Raw genomic sequence first — 20,846 nt, forward strand, 5'->3', positions numbered from 1 at the left:
CCCCTCCTTATTCCGGTATCAGCTCGTATAATTGGCCGTATTGTTGGCGATCGGTAAAGAAAAGCCGGATATAGTCGTCCTTGCCGATCTCTATCTCCGGCAGCACATTACGGCCCGGGGCAAACGGCTCGACGAAAGGATAGACTGTTCCGTCGTCCTGGCTGACGGGATAGCTGCCCTGTTTCTTCACATAGCAAAGGACATCCGCGGGCAGCGGTACCTCTGCCGTCACCTGGATTTGCGCGGCTTTGAATTTTTTGAACCAGCCGCCCTTGTAGCGGATCGAATAATAGATTCTCGCCCGGCCCGTACTGAGCGCGATCCGGTTTTCGCCATTCGGCTGGATGAGAAGCATTTGACCGTCTTCCTGCAACAGACAGGCGTATACCGTATAGACGAGCCGCCCGATCCCTTCAATTCGGTCGTGATACCCGTTATTTGCTTTATATTCGTCTCTCGTATAGAGCTTCAGCTCCGCGCCTGACGGACGATCCAATGGCGAGCCATCCACCGTCTTGTGAATATAGACGGCTTGGATACCAGCCGGCCATAGCCAGCGCAAGGTGCATTGCCCTTCGTCAATATGATGTGTCAGTTCGCGGATGATCGGCGTATCCGATCCCGCCTCAATATAATGCATCTGTCATGGCCTCCCCACACTAGAATCCGCGGCTGCTTCGATCAGGCCGACGGCCGGACAGGCTGCTGGCTTCGCTCTCGGCCGCGCCTCTGTGCCGTCGTCCTCCCCGCTGCCGCTGGTTCTCCCGGATAGGCACAACGAATGAGAACAGCGTAATGACACCCGCAAGCACGAGATCGGCACCCAAGCGAACGAGTCCGTCCGTGAACGAATGTCCGGATAGGCCCGCCTCCAGCAGGAAGCCAGCCAAGAGCCCCGCTGCCGCGCCGCCAATCGCAAAGCTCTTGGCGAGATAACGGTTGTCGAATACGAGCCCCAGCGCCAGGCCAAGCATCGTTCCAATAAGTACCAAGGCAATGATATGCAGAACCATATAATAAGTACTGTTCTTAAGCGGGCCGGAGCGCTCCGTAACCAGCGTCCTTTCACCGATACTGCTGTAGATCTGTTCGAAGACGAACGACAGCTCATTTGCATCGGATACATCGTAATATTGGCCTCCGGTCTCCTCTGCAATCTGGCGCAGTAGAACTGAGCCTTGGGCATCGACCTGACTGAGGCCAATCGTATGAACGCCAATATGCTGCGCCTTATAATCGGCGAGCATGGCGTTTGTGTCTACTTCACTGAAGCCGTCCGACAGAAGCACGACCATCGTGCCGCGCTCCGTATCCTGATGATCCTTGATGTGCTTCATCGCTTCGGATAGAGACAGGCCGATATCCGTACCGCCCTGCGTCGGCTGGATCGCATCGATCTTGTCGAACAGCTGGTTCTTGACATCCTGATCTTCCAACTGCACAAAAGGCTGGAGCAGGTCCACATTGTCGTTAAATACAAACACAGCTACTTGCTTGTCACTATCCATCTCTTCGATCATACGCTTGGCTGCTTTATACCGGTCCTGATTCGGATCGGTCTGCTCCATACTGCCCGAGTTGTCGATGGCGAGAACGATATTGTTCACGGTTTTTACATTGCCCGGCTCGAACTGATATGCCGCTTCCAACGCCAAGCCCGCAATGAACAGCATCACCAGCGTCGCGGGAACAAGCACCAGCCACGAGGTTCCTGTATATCGCTGACGCCACGAAGGGCCATTCAACCGAGGCGAGATCATCTCAGCGATCAGGCAGGACAGACCAACACAAAGCGAGATCACACCGAAGTAAAGTCCGCTCACTACAATATTCGGCCACTCGCCGCGCAGGCTATTTAGCAGCCATTCTCCGATCCCCCAGCCGATGGCGCCACCGATCAAGCTGAACAGCACCATGAGCCAATTTATTTTTCGCTGCATAGATATAGCATCCTCTCACATATAGTGTGCATCCGCCCGGATGCGTTCTTCCCGTCATTGCTACTGTCGGGGCAATCCTTGGTAACGATGACTGACGGGACTGATTATCAAACCATCCTGGTTACCGGACAGGAGGCAGCAGCTCGGAACTGATGCCGTGAAGTTGATATCCGTTCTCTATATATCTCTCGTAGTACATTTGTCCATTCCGGTAATACAGCAAATCCTCGATCTGGAAGCCGCCCATAATGTTAAGCTTCTCTACACCGCTGGTGCGCTGCTCATGCACGCAGCCGAGTTTGTAGATACGAGACGTCTCCTCTTCCCCCAGTGCATAACGCATAAACTCGCTCGTCGCATCGCCAAAAAAATATTTTTCCTCGTAACGGTGTTCATGCGTATAATCCAGAAGCCGCACATGTATGCCAGCATGCTCCTCCAGCGTCCGGTAAAGCTTCTTGAACAGCTCGTCCTTCGACAGCACCTCTTGATTGCTGTATTCAATCGTCACATTCGCCCGCTGCAGCAGTTCTTCCTCAAACGTCTGCCTGAACGGCGCCGCCGTCAGAACATAACTTCTGCACACTTCACATAACCGTGTAACTAACGCGTCGGTTCCCTGCTCCAGCAGTCGGGGCATGCTGCCCATATACCGCTCTTCGCCAAAGGCGTTCGGTCCCCGCTTCACTTCAATCTCCTGCATAATGTCCGCCGTAACCCGTTCGTAGTACTCCATAATATTTTGGCCGATATAGTCATCGGCGCGGCGGATGCTGGTGAACGCTGCAGCTCTGAGCGTCTCCTCCAGCGATTCCATCTGCTGCACGTACTTTTTGTAGATAACGTGCAGCCGCTCCAGCTCCGCTTCATATTTTCGATACAACCGCAGCCCCGTCTCCAGCCGCAGCACCTCAAGCTTCAGGCGGTATACGGTGTTAAAAAAGCAGCGGATGAAATTGCGCACATTATGCTTATCCATCAGCGGCATCCGCTGGAATGATTGCTCCTCCACCGCCTCGGCATACTTTTGCTCCAGCTCGGCCCGCGCCGCCTCCAGCGCCCGGCTTGCATCACGGATGCGGCTGTGCAGGAGCGGCCAAACGCTCCCTCCTTCATCCGCTTCATTCGTCCAATCGTACACATGATAGAAGCTTGTATCCGCCTGAACGGCCAGCCTTTCCCGGACCATCTGCACCAGTTCGTCATCCGGTAATTGCTGGAGCGCTTTGTCCGTGACCTGTTCATAATTATCCCGAAAGTATGCATGGCAGCCGCTACCGAACAAAGCATCCTCGGCTTCGCGCAGCGTCATGCGCTTCAATTGGCCGAAGCTGATACCATGGGTCATGATGCCGTTCATATCGCTAAGCAGCGCCTCATCCGGTACAACCCGATCAACCCCGACAGCGATTGCCTGAGGATCAAGCCCAAACCAGACCAGCTTCTCCGCCTGCGTACGCTCGGGAGCGGCCTTCATTCGGTCGGTCAACCCGCGGTAGAAATGATACAGCACGGTGAGTGCAATCGAATGGTTCGGACGCGCGACCTTGGATAAGCCGGCCGAAACATACCCATAGCGGCCAGATTCGGTCATTACATTGTTTCGCAAGGACGTATTGTTGTAGTTGTCCATTTCATGCAAGTGGCCCGAGCCGGTCTGCTTCCGGTTTTTCAATAGATTCATATGGCATATAATCTCGTAATTGTCCTCTTCGGCAAAGGTCGACATCCCCCGCTCATTTTTGTCCGTCAGCACATAAACGAGATCGAACAATGGTGAAGCGGGATGCGTCACTTCGATCGAAATCCCGTCTTCCGTCACATGCAAAGGGGCCGAGAAGGAATAGTCCGGACTCTGCATATAATCGACCTCGCGCAGGTATGCGACCCCCGCCGAGCTGGCATAGCCGAATGCATCCGCCTGTTCCCGTTCGTTGATAAGCACATACAGGTCCATCTGGACCGACTTGAACGATTGCTGGAAGATCGCATCCGCGAGCAGTGTAATCTCCGGTACCAGTACGTTGAGTGGATCGTCGACTCTCGTAACAACCGCCAAATGAATCCGGTCAAACGAGGCGTAAAGCCGGCCGTACTCCGCGATATCGCTGCTCACCTGCCGCAAAATGCGATTGAGCTCGAACAATCCACGATTATGCTCATAGAACTGCCGGTACACATCGCGGCGCATCGTTTTGCTCTTCTCCGGGACATGGCTGCCGTCAACCGGCAGAACGAGCCGAGCAATTCTGCTGCCGGAATCGGATTTCTGCCATGCAAAAGCGTCTTGACGGCCGGAATTACTGCTGCCGTCCCCACCATCTCCGGAGGCCATAGCGGGCGCAGCAGCGTTACGAGACAGCGCGTGGATATACATGACGCCGGCGCTGTTATCCCAATTCCTCTCATTAATCCGGATCATCGGCTCAATCGCATCGCCCGCCTTGTCACCAATGAAGAGAAACACCGTCGGATAATGAATGCTGCTCTGACTATCGTCTTTGCCGCTGAGTCTCCCTTCATCGCCTGAATATGCTGTTGCGTATTTCTCCACTATCGTGTGTATCTTCATCCTATTTCAACTTTCTCCGAATCGCATTCAGCTTGATCGTCAATTGCTTGTAGAACTGGTAGGTATCCTCGCCGTTCGCCAGCTCAATCTTCTCGTATTCCAGACGTTCGCGGGCTTCCAGGAACGCCGTGTACAATTCATCCAGCTTCGTCAGCAGCAGAGCAACATCCTCCGTTGCCGTCATCTCCGCCGCACGGCGGGACGACTTACGGAGCAGCGTACCACGGAGCTTCTCATCCAAACTGCGGAAATGCTCGTATACCTCAAATTCTACATAGTCCCGGCTCTTCATCAGATTGGCAAACGGCTCCCACGCTTCTTCTTCCTCATCCCGATCATAGACGTAGAGTGCGCCTTTTTTACAGATCGTGCCTGTGTACAGTGCTTCAATGAAATGATCCTGCCATTTCTCTTCGTCCTGATACTGGCTGAGCAGCTGCTCGAATTGTTCAGCCTGGGTGCGGATCGCCTCATATTTAGCCAATTCCTCACGCAAGCGTGCAAGCAGCTCCGGCGATCGGATCAGATTTTCCTTGGCCAGATTTTCATTAATACTGCCGAAAATATCCTTCGTTCCTACCTGCTCCAGCCCTTCCTCCAACAGCCGCTTCAGTTCTAAATAAGCGCGCTTTACTTCTCCGAGGTTCGGCTTCGCTACCTGCAGCTGCAGATCATAGTCGTTCAGCATATCCTGCAGCTGGAACGGCTTGGTGAAGACGACCGCATAGCGATTACTTGTGTTCTCATCCATGCTTTTCGCAACAACGGCTTTGTACTTCAGGCCAAGCTCAAACTCAGCGCGTACGCGAACATTGTATTGCTCTACCCGTTCGTTGCGGTACGTGTCCCCCCAAGATTGCTGCGGAATGGGGGAAGGGAGATACGTCCAGTTCGCCTTGTCGGTCTGCACGAGATGGCGTCCGATGCCTTCCTTGTCGAGAATGGTGCGTTCGTAGCTCTCCTCGTATACTTTGAGCGGCGTATAGACGAAGAGCGGCACCCCGTTATGCGTGTTCAGCCAGAAGATGCGGTTTTTCACCTCGCTCTCCTTGACAGTGAAGTTCGACTTACCAACCGCATTGTTCTGATAATTGCGTATTCCCTTCAGAATGCTTGGCGCCTTCACGGGCACTGACACAAATCCCCATTTTGGAAAATGCAAGTTGCCCGAGCTGTTGCTCAGATGGAACACCGGAACGGCCTCGTCATCCAGCTTGCTTGCGATCTGGCGCTCGACAAACTTGTCGATCGACTCGTCGTTGCCAAACTTCATGACGAGGAAATCTTCCATCGATTGCGTAATCAGATCGCCAAACTTGTCCGACAGGAAATCCGAGATCGAGCTGACGATATCGAGTTCCTGCTCCTTGATCCACTGGTTCGAGTGATCCAGCAGCTCCAGCGAGAAGTCACGGATCAGGTCGTCGACTTCCCTCTGATCCATAATATTGCTGATCACTTTCGAAATGTCCGGAACACTGACAATATTCCAGTAGTAAGTCCGGTTCCCTTTATGATCGGCTTGCTCTTCACCGTTAATCAGAATGTCGCCGTTCTTCTCGAAGATCGTGTTGAGCGCGTTCAAAATTTCAGTAAATAGGCTATAAATGCGGTTGTTCTCCTGATTCAGCAGCTGATACAGATCCTCATAGAACTCGATCATCTGCTCCATACGCTCTACGTCGGCATGCAACCAATACTCCTGAATTTTGGATTGGATATACATGTTTTTCTTTTTATCCTTGGAAATAAAGGCGCTCTTCGCATCCCCGAGACGCTCGTTTGACTGCTCCTGCGCCGCTTCGATGTCGCGCGGAATACGATGCAGATTCTCGCGCAGCGTCTCAATGTAGGAAAGCAGCATTTTCAACAGACAGAAGCCCTTCTCCGTATAGATCAGACGGGACACATAGAACGGCCCCTGCTCTGGATGGAGGAACATCCGCCGGATCTGATCGGTGAAGTTGCCAACAATCTCACCAGGAAGCTGCTTCTTCGCCTTGATGTATTCCTCGCGTGCCCGCGCCAAAAATGTCTGTTCCAGCTCCGTATCCATATTTACAACCTGCAGCTTCACTACATTGTTATAGCTCAGTCGTTCGCTATTCTCATACCCCGGCAGCGGATCGGGCACACGCGATTCAAACGTCTTCACCATCGTGTCGAGATCGACACCCAACTGGCGGGCGAACTTCTCGACTTCCTCTTGACTCGGCGCCTTCTGGAACATCTTCTCCATCTTTTGGAACAAGCGGTATCCGAGATAGGTCGTCATCTCTTCGATCGGCAGGACCGCCGACGAAGCGCCGATGATATTGTATTCGTAATTGGCTGGATAGACTCGATTCATCTGGGCGATATTCGTGCGGATATTGCTGATATAATCGTGAATCGCGAATTCCTCACCAGACTGTTTATCCTCGCTTGCCATGAAGTTCGTGATGTTCTCCGCCGTCACATTCATGCAGTAGTCGTAGGCATTCTCCAGCAGCTTCCCTTCCGTGTTCGTCGCCGAGATCAAATGGCACAGGTTAAACGGAGGAAGCGGGGAATTGACCGTCAAAATGTTGCCGTACTTCTGCTGGAAACGCTCGCCCCGGCTGTCGACGTTCATCCAATAGTCCAGTTCCTTAAGTGCGGCGTAGCCGTTCTTCTTGATATATTCGCGTGTGTGCTCGCTCAAACTTTTGTTCGCCAGATTCACATCCGGAGTAAACAGATAGCCGAGCGTATTGACGCGGTCGATGCCGGCAGAACCGTAATCCCGCTCGATAATACCGCGTACGATATAGGAAATGTCCAAGAAGCAGCCGCTGCCAGTTCCCCCGGACAAGCCGGACAGCATAAATACCATTAACTTCTTATTCGTACCGACCGACAGTGTCTTGATCTTCTTGTCAATCGCCTGAACAACCTGGTTGATCTTGGTGAACAGCAGTAACCGTCCAGCTTGGCGCACCCCAGCGGCGCCGTTCATCCCGTCAGTAATGCTCAGCTCTGGGGACAGCCATTCGGTAATATAAGGCTCCAGAATACTGCGGTTCTGCAGCAGTCCGCCGATTTCGGCGTTCGACAGTAGCACAAATTCATTGAGCGGATCGAGACCAATGCCGCGATATTTCTTATTGCGATCCTGCTCATTTGTCTCTAGCGCCAGAAACTCCACATTATCTGGCTTATCGCGTTTCTTCTTCGAGATCGGATCTTCGGGGAGCCTAAATCTGCGATTAATTTGATATTTTAAACGAAGCAGCGCATCGATCCCGGTTCCTCCCAAACCGATAATAAGGATTGGGTTATCGATCGTATCAACGCGAATTTTATCGCTGACAATCCCTCCGCCCAGCGATACGTCCAATTGCTGAATATGTTCTCTAACGATTGGTTTCATAATGGATGTTCCTCCCTATACGATATATTCGATCCAGATCGTTTTATCTACTTGAGTCAACGGCACCGTAATCCGATCGCCGCTCTTTAATTCCAAACCTTTGCTCGCGTCGATTGCACGACCCGATTTTTCAATCGTTCCGTTAGAGCCGTTCTTGAGCAGAATGCGGTCGTTCTTGTCCGGAATGAATATCATCTTCTCGGTCTCCTTGAACTCGGGAGCCAGTTGCAGCAGCTGGTGGAGCGAGCACTTGCCTTTGAAGGCGTTCAATTTCTTATATTGAGGATGGCTCTTCTCGCCTGTATTCTCATCCCGTACTTCAATGACCATTTGACCAACGAAGCCACGGTTTGCCTTCTTCCATGCCGCAATCAGAAAGGCGGCCGCCAGAGCGAGCACAATCCCTCCGGTGGCTGAATAAACAATCCACATTGGAAACGGCTTTTTAACTTCTCCTTCGCTAGTACCCGGCTGGGCAGAAGCTCCTGCGCCAGCAGCTGGCTTCGCACTCACCTTGACTGGCTCAGTCTCCCGGTAGAAGCTTTTCTCCTCTGCCCTTACCTTGAGCTCATATTCATGCTTGTCCTTCACCTCGAATTCCCCTGTGAACCGATCTCCCTCGTTAACGAGCGATAGGTCGACACTATTCCCAGTATCAAGGTCCTTGACATGAAGTACAGCGTTCATGTTGCGATACAGCGCATCATTTTGCAGCTTCTGTCCATTGCTAGTCAAGTAGGCGTTGATTTTGATTTTGTCGCCTTGTTTGTAAGTTTTGGACGGTATGGGGTCCAGCGCCAGCTTTAAATCATAGTTAAAAACGAGATTTATATCGATTTTGTCTTTCTTCGCCCCTTTTACCTGCAGCTTCCAATCGCCCTGAGCCGGTTGAAGCAGCTTCAGCAGGGAATAGCTCTTGGAGCGGGACAGCTGTACATTATCGCTAGGGATAGCGACCTCCTTGCCGGACGGATCGTATAGCTTCAGATCGACCGGCTGTGAAGACATGATGGAAATATTGGCCTCCATCACGTTCGCATTTGGCACATTCACCGTCACGTCCTGATAGCTTCCGTTGCCTGTCATCGACTGGATCGGAACGATTTTCAGCTTCTGATGGCTGGCGAAAATCTCGCTCAATATCTGCGGCAGATCGTCCGCAGAAGACGTTTCAAATGATTTGCCGTTCGTCTGCTTTGACAAATCCGCCAGCGCATCCTGGTTCAGCTGCCCGTCAGCGTTCAGCCCGATCGTGTAGATCGGAATGCCCTTCTGCTTCGCGGCGGCTACCGCCGCGCTCAGCTCCTGATCCGACTCTGCCTGTGTACGGTTACCGTTCTTATTCAAGTAATTGTTGCCGTCCGCAAGCAAGACAATCATTGGCTCATGGGCAGGATCAACTCCCTGCTCGAGCACCTTGACGGCTTCTTTCACCCCGACAGCGATGTCCGTATAGGCCCCGCGGTTCAGTTGGTCGATAAAGTGCTTGAGATCCTCTTTGTCCGTATCGGACCGGATCTCAAGCAGCGCCTTCTCACGTTCGATTTTGTCGGTATAAGCGACGATGCCAACCTTGTCTCCGGTAGAAGACAACATATCAATGAACATCTTCATCGCTTCATTACCGATTTTGTCCTTGTCACTCGTATCCATCGAGTTACTCACATCGATAACGAGCATCGCATCAATTTGGGACGCTGTTTGGGCACCCTGAGCAGCGGCTTCTCTCCCAATCCATGGCATGAAGCTGAGTACCAGAGTGAACAACATCATATAAGCAATCACTTTTCTTTGAAGCATAGTTGTACTCCTTTATCGTAAAATGATAGGGTGGGTATTGGTAGGCCCACAAGCGCCACTGAAACGGCATAGCATTGTTATACCTAATCGTTCCTGACTATTGTTACAACGAAATAAACATCCTCTTGGTTCCGTTTTATCTTCATCAAATTACTGGATATGACACTATATTCACTTTATCTACCACCGACTGTCATTATGATATAATCAGGAAATGTAAAGTTCAACCTTATTACACATACGATATAGGAATAAAGCCATATAGCAATATCATTTCTAGTAATAATAAGAACCAAATTCCAAAAATATAAAGATTTTATTTTTATAAGGAAGGGACTCTCTTATGTTAGCATACGGTTGTATCGCAGTTTTGTTTCTTTTTATTACCATTCAAGTTGTCCTCTACTGGATTCGACACAAGAAAACACCCGCACCCAACGAGATTGATCATCGGCTTCTCTCCATATTGAACGATAGGAGCGAGAAGACGCCATGAAAAAAATACCTGTCTTTTTCAGACCTTACCACAAGCCAAAACAACTCTATGATTTAATTCGTAGATGTAAATCATGCGGCTCCTTCTCTGCACTGGAAGATGAAGTCTGTCCTTCCTGCGGCAAGACTGCACTGCGTCCGATCGAACGTGAGGCAGCCGTCAATGTTAAACGGTCAATGCAGACAAAGCGACTCTTCTTGCTGTTCATTACGCTGGTTGGGGTCCTTCTAAGCGATACGTTCGGCCAGATGATGCTTTGCCTTGCAACAGCCCTAATACTTATTGTTATTCTCTGGTTCGTCCAGAGAAGATTTATCGCTTCTGAGATCAGCCTGAAGCTGGATCGACTACTGCAGCAAGAACAGATGCAGCTGACACGGGACATATACCGTGACTGGGAGATAGCTTTCTCACACTGGGATGAGGACAAGCAGCTTACTTACGAGCTGCTGCGGCAACTCCGGCCCCTTATCCGCAACGATACGTTTCGACTGCAACAGCTTGGGCTTCTCCATCACTTCGCACTGCGTAAAGATATGGAGCTGGAGCTGGAACCACTCCTACTGCAGCAATTTGATCCGCTGCTGGTCGATTATATTGGGGAGATCGCCAAGATAAAGCGTGAACTGATTAAAGACGACACGTTCCGATACATCATCCATTACGAGCCAGAAATACTCGGTCTTAAGAACGGCCAGGACATCCTGACCGGTGTGGCCGGAGTAGCCGTAAGAATGAAACGGTATGTGCTCACTTATCCCGGCTTAATTCGTCGTTACGCCTACCGGCTGCCGAAGGATCGCATCCTGCGGCTGTACCGAATGATTCAGCAATATCCGAACGAGCCGTGGGATCGTGTAGCCGAAGAGGTGAAACGAATCGTGCATGACCAATATGAATGGGATCCTGATTTCCAGGATTCTGTAGAGTAGAGAGAGACTAATATCTATGACGATAAGAGAGGTTCTAAACCCGCGGAATTTTATGATTTTATTATGTGCGGGGACTGTGGTAATGATTGGAATCAGGGGAGTGCATATTGCAGAGAAGATTGATACCATCAAGGAAGCCGATCGGCTGTACGCCGCTAACGATCTCGTTGCGGCGGAAGAAGCGTACCGACAAGCGCACAATAATCAATGGATTCTCTATGAGGAGGACAAATTGGCCGAGCGGCTGCACAAGCTAGCGCCAATTACTGCCATGAAGCGCAAGCTAGACAAGATTTTGTCTGATGCAGATGCGGCTGCGGCTGATCTCCAGTTTGAGACGTTCATGGAGGCGTACAAACGCTATCAGCAATTGCGTTCCTCTTACTTAGAGCCCGGCAGCTCCCATATCAACGAGTTCAAGCAAATGCTCACCTCAACAACGGCCGCTGACCGGATGAACGAGCATCTGATTCAGTTCAAAGCATATTTCGAAGAGCAGCTCGCTGCCAGTAAGCAGCAGGGAGACAGTAGCACTGAATCATTCAAAGCAAATCTGCTAACTCTTCCGTCCTCACTCTTCGGTGGAGCTGAGAAGAAAACCACCCAACTGAATACCCTGTTCCGCTCCTATGATGAATCCAAGTTGGCCCGTATCGCAGGCAAAGGGGAGTTACAGCAAATGCTGGACGAAGCAGTGACTATGGAAAAAGCTTACCAGAAGCTGGGCATCACAGCGGAGTGGCTGCAGTCCAAGTCGGAGGAGCTTGTTGAGACGATCATGCGGAAAGATGGCGAACAGAACAATGCAAAAGCGTTCGCAATCCATGCCACCATCTATGCGGCTTATGCGGACCGCTCCGGCAGCTCGTCCCGCGTCACCAATTATCTGGAGCAAGAACTAAAAAACTGGATGAGGAAGGCAGACCGCCATGTCGCGGCCGGGGAATACGAGACGGCTATTCGCTTGTATGAAGACCTGTCCGGCTTCCACGACACCACTGCCGAAATCGCGGACGTCCGGCTCGTCTGGGCCGCAGCAGAGCCTTCGCTCTTGCTACCGGAAGGCAATTATCCGATCATCGAAGGCGGTAAAAACCGATTTGGCGCTGCCGTGTATACGATGGCACTCGATACCGAACGTCGTTTGTATTATGCAACGTGGGACGGCACTTCGAAGCCGAAAGTGCTGCGCAACCCGCAGCCAATACCTTACCATTATGAGGTGCGCCGCCTGACCGTTGAAGAGCAATTGAGTTCAAATGAACGGCCTGTCCTGCTCATCGAGTATGATTCGAATTCTCGATCCGCCGCTTACAGTGCCTATGCCGTGGCAAACGATCGAATTGAGCTGCTGTTCTCATTCGAGGCAGACGGCTATAAAATTGACAATGACGGCTCTTTGCTCGTGCATAACCTGAACGAAACGGGGAAGGAAGATGAAACAGCCCGTTATGAGCTTTACGGTGACAGTTACCAATTCGTCGAACTTGTCCCGAATGCGAATTATATCGACATCCTGGTGGAGCAACTGCCGGAGTATTCACACAAAAAGGTGCGTTTCACATCCGAGATCGTGCTTGACAGCGATGGAGAGCCATATGCCCGTATGAGTAACAGTTATATTTGGCTGCGGGGTGACTATGCATTCGTGGAAGGACCAATTACAGTTTGCGGTATCCTCAGCTATCATACAGAAGTATACTTAGACAACGAAGCCGTCACTATTCCGGTGTTCCATGTCGAGAAAGTTGAATAATAAGAATATTACGGTCATACTGATAAAAGACAGAGCCTGGTATCCTCTTGCAAGCAAGGATACCAGGCTCAGGCTCTCTATTTCTTGAAGTCGAGGGTGTATCCTGGGAATACTCTTAGTGCATCAATAGGCACTGATTTAACTACCTCTCTTTTCTTAACGATATATTCCATTTTACCTCCTGTAGACGTTGTATTTCCATCCTTTATAGCTGGAGCAGGCACTAAGGTAAGATCCCAGTAGTCTATCGTTGTTTCTTCTAACCATGTTTGAATCGCCACTCGAACTTGATATTCTGTTTTTTGTCCATTCTTGATTTGTTTCATATCCATAATTTGCGAAGCTAACATGGTTGGTCCCATAGAAAAATGTAGCTGCTTTAATAGTTCCACGTCCATGTCGTCTGTTGTGGTTTTTTTAAGAAGATCTTCACTACCTGTATCCATTCCAGCCATAAATACTTGAACTGTGTTGTTAATACCCCCAACAGTAAATTGACTTATATTACTTACGTCATCATTCCAAACATTTTCATGAGGAATCCCAATACTTTTTATTGAGACTGTCTGTGTTTTTTCATTCCACGCAACATTAGCGCCAAGTGCTTTCGAAATAAAGCTAATAGGTACCATTACTCGATTATTTACCATCCGTGGCGCCACGTCTGTTGAGACCTGCTTACCGTTGACATTGATTTTAATTACTCCACTTGCATACGCAGCTCCAAACACAGTGGATACCGTCACCAGTGTAGCCAAGACAGAAATGACTATCTTTTTCTTCATAATGTAATCCCTCCCATTTTTAATATAAACGTTAAATACCCGTTAAAGTTGCTTTAAAAACAAAAATATTTGCTCTACTAATTCATTGTTCGTGTTAAATAAAAGGTATGTTTGTGGCTAGGCGTTAATTCTGTTCCATAATAGAACATATGTGTTTATACTTTTTCTCAAAGTTTTTTCTAAAATATTCTGTGCCCTCCTTAGATAACTTTTTTTCTTCAAAGGCCCAAGATAATAAATATTCTTGAAAACTATTATCTAAATCTAAATCTAATGGAATAATTTGGTCTACAGATACTTCACTATCATTCGATGTAGCAATGATTTTTCGTGCCCTTATCACAATAGGTAATTCTATCCATTCTTTGTAAGAACCTATTCTTTTTATCACTTCCACATCATTCAAAAGTTTGAAAATAATCTTATCAGAAACAAGATCATTTATAAAAAAATTTTCCATAAACGAAACACGTTTATTGATATCATTTATCTCAGAAAATAAATTCAGAAAATCAGAACTTTGTTGTATTAAAAAAACACTAGTAAAGTTTATAAAATACTCAGCACAACTGTGTAGCATCGTTTTTGAAGAGGTATCTTGCTCAACTTCCATTACTAAAGAGAGAATCTTTGAAAACTCTTTTTTATTTGACCAAAGATTTTTCATTCTCTCTTCATCTCTATAGTAGTAAATTATTATACTCAAAATATCCGTTTTTCCCCTCATATTATAAGCATCTCCCTAATTGGCTCCCCTGCAGCTGATCTATATGGACGTCCGCCTACACCATAGCTCCTTCAACTTTTCTAAAAAATTGGCTAATGAAATCTTTCAAGATTTTCAAGTAAATCAAAATCTACTAGATTGGTAACATTATATCCCGTTTCTATTAAGACCTGTCGTAGTTGCTGCAATAGCTTGAGCCATTCTTTTATAAATAACTCAATTTTCATCGTAATACTCCGATAATCATCACGACTATCCCAATTAATGTTAATATCGCATTTTTCAATTTTACATATCCATGTTTCGAAAAATGCTTGACTTGGGAAAGTTACAACGAACTGCTCTTCTCTCTTTTTTATTGCTTCTAACATTTTAACAATATCACTTATGCCATCGGCTATTTGTGTTCCATAATTGATTCTTAATGACGTATCATGCCATTTCATTGTAAAGTGTTGGCTATTAACAAGCCTATTATCTAGTGCTTCAGATATCGTTGTATCTTCTGAATCACGTATTCCAATCTTAAAATTTGGGTTGATTATGATTTCAAATTCCACTTTACTCACCTCAAGGACATTTAACTTTTGCATGGCTCTCTTTTCTAACAAAAAACATATGTAAATAAAGAGCTTATGACGTCTTCTTTACATATGTTTCGGTATTTTCGACACCATCCTTATTTCCTACATTTTTATTTAGTTGCCTCGTTATAGAGTCTCCAACTACAGCTCATCCGCAGTTGTTCGCCATTCATTTCGGCGGTCAGCGTACCGTCCATCTTGTTCATTAAACTTTTTGCGATGGAGAGGCCAAGACCGGAGCTTTGAGTAGACCGCGTGCGGTCTGCGGTATAGAAACGGTCAAACAACAGATTGACGTCACTTCCGACGAGCTCCTTCGCATCGTTTGTGATCGTCAGGCTAGCTTTATCCCGTTCCCGTTTGAAGGTGATCGCAACCTGCCCAGTCGCATGTTTGAGCGTATTAACCAGTAGGTTCTCTACAACTCTCCGCACCGCGGGCTCGTCCGCGAAGACGTACACATTCTGCTCCTGGAGCCGGATGTCAGGCACAATATTGCGTTCGTTGAACAAATCATAAAACTGGATCAAAATGTCGGAGAGCAGGGCGTTTAGCCCCAGCTTTTCGATGGAAAGGGGGTAATCCAACGATTCGATCACGGATAATTCGAAAAAATCGTCCAGCAGCGCCTGCAGACGCTTGGTCCGATTTTTAACGATAGCGACGTATTCAAGCCGATCCTCAGACGTTACATCCTCCGAGTCAAGCAGTTGAATGTATCCGAAGATAGAAGTTAACGGTGTGCGGATATCGTGGGAAATATTCGCGACCGCCTGCCGGAGTTCATTTTCTATTCGTTTCTGGCGGGCTTTCGATTCGACGATCAGATTGGACTGGCGATTGATTTGGACGGCAAGCTCTTCGAGCCCCCGGTCGAACAGGGCTACGTCGATTTTTTTGCCGGTGTCCTGATCGTTGTAGCTTCTTAATTGTGTCGTCATGCGCCCTAATTCGCGCCTCAGCATCAGTAAACGGGCAAGCAGGAGAACCGCCGCCGCAACCGATAGGATACTCAGGATAAGCAAGGTTCTCCCGCCCCTCTCAACCGTTATTTGATTTCCTTGCGGCGGTACACGAGAATGCCCAGCATTCCCGAAATGGCAATCGTAAGCAACGGACTCAGTAAGAGCCTAGGCCAATCTCCGCTGTCGATACGTGGGCTGCCGATATCTCCCACCAGCTTGAAAATGGAGTAGTCATACATGGTGGCAAACCAATCGATTTTCGCGCCTATGCCAGCCAGTGCAATATCGATCATAAGGAAAAAAATGAGGGAAAATCCGATCGTCTTGCCGCTGTCTGTAAAGATGACCGTGAATAATGCTCCCATGGCCGCATAACCGGCCGAGTAGAGCAACGTCAGCCCAAACACCCGCGGGATAAACATCTGGGCGGTCCCTGCTGGCAGTTGCCCAAAGCCTGAAAGCAGCGTCACTTCCACGGTGCTAAGCAGCGGAAAGACAAGAGAGAACACCATCGTTCCGGCTGCAAACACGATCAGCTTTGCCGTAAACAGCCGGCCTCTGGTATTTCCGGATGAGGCGATCGTCTTCATGACGCCTGTGGAGTATTCGTTCGAGATGAAGAAGCCGGCCAACACTGCCACACCAAGTTTGATAACATAAGCATTACTTGTAATAAAGGTCATCAGAAATTCGGCTCCCGTCATTTGGGGGATTCCGCTGGACCGATGATCGAAATAGTATAGCAGCGGGTATGCCAGCGAGAGAACGGAGAACGCAAGCAGCATGGTCCAAAACGATCTGTTCTTCCGCAGCTTGAAAAACTCGACTCTAATCAGATTATACATGCGAAAGCCCTCCAATCCGTTTTGTAAAATAGCTCTCCAAATCCTCGCCCATGGGCATAAACTTTTCGATCTGCAAGCCGGCGGAAAACAAAGCCGACGATATCTTACTCGGCTCATCTACAGCGTTATACAGCTTGATGGAGCCATTTTGTAGCACCTCAAAATCGGCCGTGTTCAGCTCGTTCTGGATGACGGCTGTTGCCTTGTCCGGATTATCCACCTGGATAAGCACGTACTGCTGACACTTGTCGTTTAATTCCTGGGCGGTGAGTTGTTCGAGCAACCGGCCGCGGTGAATAATGCCGTAATGGCTTGCCATCAGATGCAGTTCGCTCAGAATATGACTGGAAATCAGAATCGTAATGCCCAACTCGCGATTCAGCCGCTTCAGTAGTTCGCGCATTTCGACGACGCCCGTCGGGTCCAAGCCGTTGGTGGGTTCATCCAGAATCAGAAACTCCGGATCGCCGAGCAAGGCAATCGCCAGACCCAGGCGCTGCTTCATGCCAAGCGAGAAGTTTTTCGCTTTCTTTCTGCCCGTCTCCTGCAGGCCGACCAGCTCCAGCATTCTGGGAACGCACGCTCTACCGGGAATGCCGCGCAAAATTCGGTTCGCCTCCAGATTTTCACCAGCGGTCATGTGGGGAAACAACGCGGGGCTCTCGATGATCGAACCGATCCGCTTGCGCGCCTGAACCAATGCTTGTTCTTCGCCGGTGCCGAAAAGTTCGATGGACCCTTCCGTCGGGAAAGCAAGGCCGGTCACGATACGGATCAACGTCGACTTTCCGGCGCCGTTTTGTCCGATAAAGCCGTAAATGGAGCCTTTGCGGATCGCCAAACTGACCTTATCCAAGGCGGTATGGCCTTTAAATTTTTTGGATAGCTGATTTGTTCTCAATACATACTCGTACATCTTCGTCTTGACCTCCTTCAACGATATGAACCGAGTATAGGAAAGAAAACATAAGAAGAGCTAAAGACAAATCTAAAGAATTCCTTAAGGCTTAAGTCGGTAGCCCATCCCCCATACCGTCTCGATAAACTCGCTTCCCGGAGCAGCCTTGGCTAGCTTGCTGCGTAAATTGCTCACATGGACATTGACCGTGTTATCCTCACCGTGGAACGGCTCATGCCAGACGCTTTCGTACAGGTTGGCTTTCGTGAATACCTTCTTGGGCGCCGACAATAGCAACGCCAGAATTTCATATTCTCTCGCGGTAAGTGACAGCTTGACCCCGTTTACTGTAATCGACATGGCCTCGCGATCCAACACAAGCCCTTTATGCTTCAGCACGTTGGGTGAGTCGGTCCGCACCATGCGGGCGTACAAGCCCAATTGGGAGTCGATCCGCGCCGATACCTCCTCAATGTCAAATGGCTTCGTAATGAAATCACGCGCTCCTCCGCGCAGCGCCGATACCTTGGTCTGCGATTCGCCTTTGGCTGAGATCACAATCACCGGCATATCGTCCCGTCCGCTGATTTGCTCAAGAAGCTCTTCGCCCGTCAAGCCGGGCAGCATCAAATCAAGCAAAAGCATGTTCCACTTTTGCTTCTTCAGATAAAGGAGCGCTTCGGTCCCGGAGAAAACGGGCTGGGGAATATATCCACTTTTCTTGATAATATTGCACAACAGTTGACTGATGTAACTGTCATCCTCGGCAACTAGAATATGTACGGTTTTTTTCATTGAATCTCCTTTTAAATCTCTTTGATAATACGCCCCTCCAAATACTCAAAAACCCGAGCGCTGAATACGTTCGGGCTTTACTCGACAGGTAAATGCGCCTTTTATTCTTCTTTGGGAAATAAGGCGAAGATGCTGCTAATTATGGTATCCTGCATATATCAAAGATTGTTGCAGATTATTTCCGTTTTCATTGATTATAGAGTTTTAATGCTTCCAGCCTTTTTGCTCGCTCAAACGCCTTATGTAAAAACTCTTTAGCCGATAAATCCTCATAATCCCAATTCATGGCCTCTATTGCAGTCGCGCCTGAATAATCCGTTTCCGCAATTTTTTTCATGGTTGTAGACCAATCGATCGTGCCGTCAAAGGGTAACCCGTGTTGGGCATAACTTCCGTTATTATCATGTAAATGTAGTGCCATCAGCCGGGAACCGTACATGGATAATAAATCATCGTCTGGATAATGGCGGTAGTGATGTCCACTGTCATAACAGAATCCGATACGCAGGGAATCCACTTGCTCCAGCACATATGCCAAATTGGAAAGGTTCCATAAATTCTCCAGTGCAACATTGACACCAAGCTGTTCAGCTTTTTCAGTGATTCTCTTGATTCTATCCAGTCCCAATGTGTTATATGGATTGTTTTCGCCCGGCAAGTGCACCACCATTGTCGGAATCTCAAATTCGGCGCAATCTGCAACACATTGCAAATAGCAATCAGTTACGGTTTCACCGTCCAGATTGTCAAGCCATAGGTTGTTTTCGTTTTGGACTGGTGTGTGGATATTTTCTATAAAAAGTCCCGCTTCTCGCGCAATTTTCGGCCCGTTGCGGTAATCGTTCCGACCAAAGCAGTCACGACCAAAACCATCACTCCACCATAATAAAACGCCATCAAATCCAGCTTCTTTTATTAACTTAAAACGTTCCTTATTGGGCAATTCGTAGCCAAACCAATCATAAATGGTAATCATAAGCCACTTCCTTTCTTGCTCTACCAGCACGCGCCCAATATGAATATCTTCGACGACGTCCACGTTTTTCCTTCTGCTTCATAAAACATAAATATTGTTCTTCCTACCTTCATCTTTGCACCTTGTTTTTGTCATAATTTCCAAACCCTCAAATATATATCTTCATTCAGAATGTATGCCCGTGGGTTAAATACCATTAAAAAATATTTTACCTGCCATCATAAGCATCCCCATACGACTCGAAATTTTCAGCCAACCAAAACCAATTTTCACCTTTACTAGAGTATAAATGCTCTAACAGTTCCGTAAAGCTTTTAGCAATAATCTGACTATCCCCTGGTGTTGCATGAGTTTCCAAGAAGCTATCATAGCAATAACCAAAATGAGACTTGCTTATGTCAATACTAATGTATTGGTTTATTTGTTCAGATTCAGCAATTAGATACCACTCATTACTAATATCTCCTTCTAGTTCCTCCCAAATAACATCATCCTTTGGGTAAAGCCTTTTACTAGTTGGAATAACCTCATTTGAAGAAACTATTTTTATTCCATAAGGCTTATCTAAAAACATTTGTAAGGAGTCATAATTGCTAAAAAAATAATTCAAATCTTCTGGAAGAGCTAATTCATTTGTGAAATCTGTGGTCTTTTTCACAAGTCTGCAATTACTATCCTGTTCAATTTTCTTAATAATCTCTATTATCCTCATACATACTCCTTTAATGGTAAGATATTAAGTCCTTCATTTCATTCAGTCGATCATCACGTATTTCTTTCACTTCTTCATCTGAAATTATTCGTTTTTTGTACTCTTTCATCGCTCGATCAAAATACTTCCAATACTTATTAGTTCGCATTCTTCCACTCCTTTTTGATGCAGAGTATTTTTCATCTTTTCACATTAAGAAAATTGCCAATAGCTTTTTATGGGGTTCTCAATCGAACCTTCTAACATTTGTGCATATAAATAGATAGCACCGAACGAAAAGGGATAACTTTTTCTTGGCTTTATGAGTGTATCTGGATAACCATCCCCAAACGATACCACCGAATTTTCATCATACTTTACGAATAAAACTTCTACATCTACTTCTTTTTGTTCATCGTAAACAAGTGTCATTTCGTAAGAAATTGTTTGCAAAGGGTCCTTGGGAGTAATGGCTTGTTTGGAATTTTCCAACACTTTAGTAAATTGTTTAGAACCCTGCAAATCAGAAAGCAATTTAGCAGTCTTTTCTGGAGTTTGTTTCAAATCATGAATAATTTTCATCTTTCCTCACCTCTGTTTTTTTTTTTAGATCAAACCAAGTGTTCTTGTTCTTGGTTAATTACTAAAGTGAAGCTTACCTTTATACTAACAACCATTAACAAAAAGAATTTA

18 protein-coding genes are annotated in these 20,846 nt (G+C 47.8%); 2 read left to right on the top strand and 16 right to left on the bottom strand.

The window, feature by feature from the left end; translation table 11 throughout:
* Nucleotides 1–7 precede the first annotated feature (7 nt).
* From AC2TF5_RS22525 to AC2TF5_RS22545, 5 genes are all read right to left on the bottom strand, one after another.
* The gene (locus AC2TF5_RS22525; protein ID WP_491299349.1) at nucleotides 8–640 is read right to left on the bottom strand and encodes a beta-mannanase; all 633 of its coding nucleotides are present in this window, start codon (nucleotides 638–640) and stop codon (nucleotides 8–10) included.
* 19 nt (nucleotides 641–659) lie between these two features.
* Nucleotides 660–1,940 carry a vWA domain-containing protein gene (locus AC2TF5_RS22530; RefSeq protein WP_491299350.1) on the bottom strand — a complete coding sequence of 427 codons (1,281 nt, stop codon included), beginning with the start codon at nucleotides 1,938–1,940 and terminating at the stop codon, nucleotides 660–662.
* 121 nt (nucleotides 1,941–2,061) lie between these two features.
* A complete protein-coding gene (locus tag AC2TF5_RS22535) occupies nucleotides 2,062–4,512 on the bottom strand; it encodes a transcription initiation factor TFIID (RefSeq protein ID WP_491299351.1) in 2,451 nt (816 codons plus the stop codon).
* A 1-nt stretch (nucleotide 4,513) separates the two neighbouring features.
* A complete protein-coding gene (locus AC2TF5_RS22540; protein ID WP_491299352.1) occupies nucleotides 4,514–7,903 on the bottom strand; it encodes a tubulin-like doman-containing protein in 3,390 nt (1,129 codons plus the stop codon).
* Nucleotides 7,904–7,918: 15 nt separating this feature from the next.
* Entirely contained in the window at nucleotides 7,919–9,703 is a 1,785-nt protein-coding gene (locus AC2TF5_RS22545) for a vWA domain-containing protein (protein WP_491299353.1), read from the bottom strand.
* A 492-nt stretch (nucleotides 9,704–10,195) separates the two neighbouring features.
* Between AC2TF5_RS22545 and AC2TF5_RS22550 the strand changes: the two genes are divergently transcribed.
* Nucleotides 10,196–11,131 carry an FmdB family zinc ribbon protein gene (locus tag AC2TF5_RS22550; protein WP_491299354.1) on the top strand — a complete coding sequence of 312 codons (936 nt, stop codon included), beginning with the start codon at nucleotides 10,196–10,198 and terminating at the stop codon, nucleotides 11,129–11,131.
* An 82-nt stretch (nucleotides 11,132–11,213) separates the two neighbouring features.
* Complete coding sequence (locus AC2TF5_RS22555) at nucleotides 11,214–12,887, top strand: hypothetical protein (RefSeq protein WP_491299355.1); 1,674 nt, start codon at nucleotides 11,214–11,216, stop codon at nucleotides 12,885–12,887.
* Nucleotides 12,888–12,964: 77 nt separating this feature from the next.
* Here the strand turns inward: AC2TF5_RS22555 and AC2TF5_RS22560 are convergent, their stop codons facing one another.
* From AC2TF5_RS22560 to AC2TF5_RS22610, 11 genes are all read right to left on the bottom strand, one after another.
* Nucleotides 12,965–13,672, bottom strand: coding sequence for a copper amine oxidase N-terminal domain-containing protein (locus tag AC2TF5_RS22560; protein ID WP_491299356.1), 708 nt, complete (start codon nucleotides 13,670–13,672; stop codon nucleotides 12,965–12,967).
* Between the two features lie 124 nt (nucleotides 13,673–13,796).
* Nucleotides 13,797–14,399 (bottom strand): hypothetical protein, encoded by a 603-nt coding sequence (locus tag AC2TF5_RS22565; protein ID WP_491299357.1) that lies wholly within the window; start codon nucleotides 14,397–14,399, stop codon nucleotides 13,797–13,799.
* A 92-nt stretch (nucleotides 14,400–14,491) separates the two neighbouring features.
* Nucleotides 14,492–14,959 (bottom strand): hypothetical protein, encoded by a 468-nt coding sequence (locus AC2TF5_RS22570; protein ID WP_491299358.1) that lies wholly within the window; start codon nucleotides 14,957–14,959, stop codon nucleotides 14,492–14,494.
* Nucleotides 14,960–15,093: 134 nt separating this feature from the next.
* Entirely contained in the window at nucleotides 15,094–15,924 is an 831-nt protein-coding gene (locus AC2TF5_RS22575; protein WP_491299359.1) for a sensor histidine kinase, read from the bottom strand.
* Between the two features lie 107 nt (nucleotides 15,925–16,031).
* Nucleotides 16,032–16,793 (bottom strand): ABC transporter permease, encoded by a 762-nt coding sequence (locus AC2TF5_RS22580; RefSeq protein WP_491299360.1) that lies wholly within the window; start codon nucleotides 16,791–16,793, stop codon nucleotides 16,032–16,034.
* Complete coding sequence (locus AC2TF5_RS22585) at nucleotides 16,786–17,709, bottom strand: ABC transporter ATP-binding protein (protein ID WP_491299361.1); 924 nt, start codon at nucleotides 17,707–17,709, stop codon at nucleotides 16,786–16,788. The genes AC2TF5_RS22580 and AC2TF5_RS22585 overlap by 8 nt, the downstream gene beginning before the upstream one ends.
* 84 nt (nucleotides 17,710–17,793) lie before the next feature.
* Nucleotides 17,794–18,486 (bottom strand): response regulator transcription factor, encoded by a 693-nt coding sequence (locus AC2TF5_RS22590; RefSeq protein WP_491299362.1) that lies wholly within the window; start codon nucleotides 18,484–18,486, stop codon nucleotides 17,794–17,796.
* 187 nt (nucleotides 18,487–18,673) lie between these two features.
* A complete protein-coding gene (locus AC2TF5_RS22595; RefSeq protein WP_491299363.1) occupies nucleotides 18,674–19,525 on the bottom strand; it encodes a sugar phosphate isomerase/epimerase family protein in 852 nt (283 codons plus the stop codon).
* A gap of 145 nt (nucleotides 19,526–19,670) precedes the next feature.
* On the bottom strand, nucleotides 19,671–20,174 hold the full coding sequence (locus AC2TF5_RS22600) for an SMI1/KNR4 family protein (RefSeq protein WP_491299364.1): 504 nt from the start codon (nucleotides 20,172–20,174) through the stop codon (nucleotides 19,671–19,673).
* Between the two features lie 10 nt (nucleotides 20,175–20,184).
* The gene (locus AC2TF5_RS22605) at nucleotides 20,185–20,322 is read right to left on the bottom strand and encodes a hypothetical protein (protein ID WP_491299365.1); all 138 of its coding nucleotides are present in this window, start codon (nucleotides 20,320–20,322) and stop codon (nucleotides 20,185–20,187) included.
* Nucleotides 20,323–20,366: 44 nt separating this feature from the next.
* Nucleotides 20,367–20,735, bottom strand: a complete 369-nt coding sequence (locus AC2TF5_RS22610; RefSeq protein ID WP_491299366.1) for a hypothetical protein — start codon at nucleotides 20,733–20,735, stop codon at nucleotides 20,367–20,369.
* Nucleotides 20,736–20,846 lie beyond the last annotated feature (111 nt).

The organism is Paenibacillus sp. JNUCC 34, assembly GCF_058269055.1.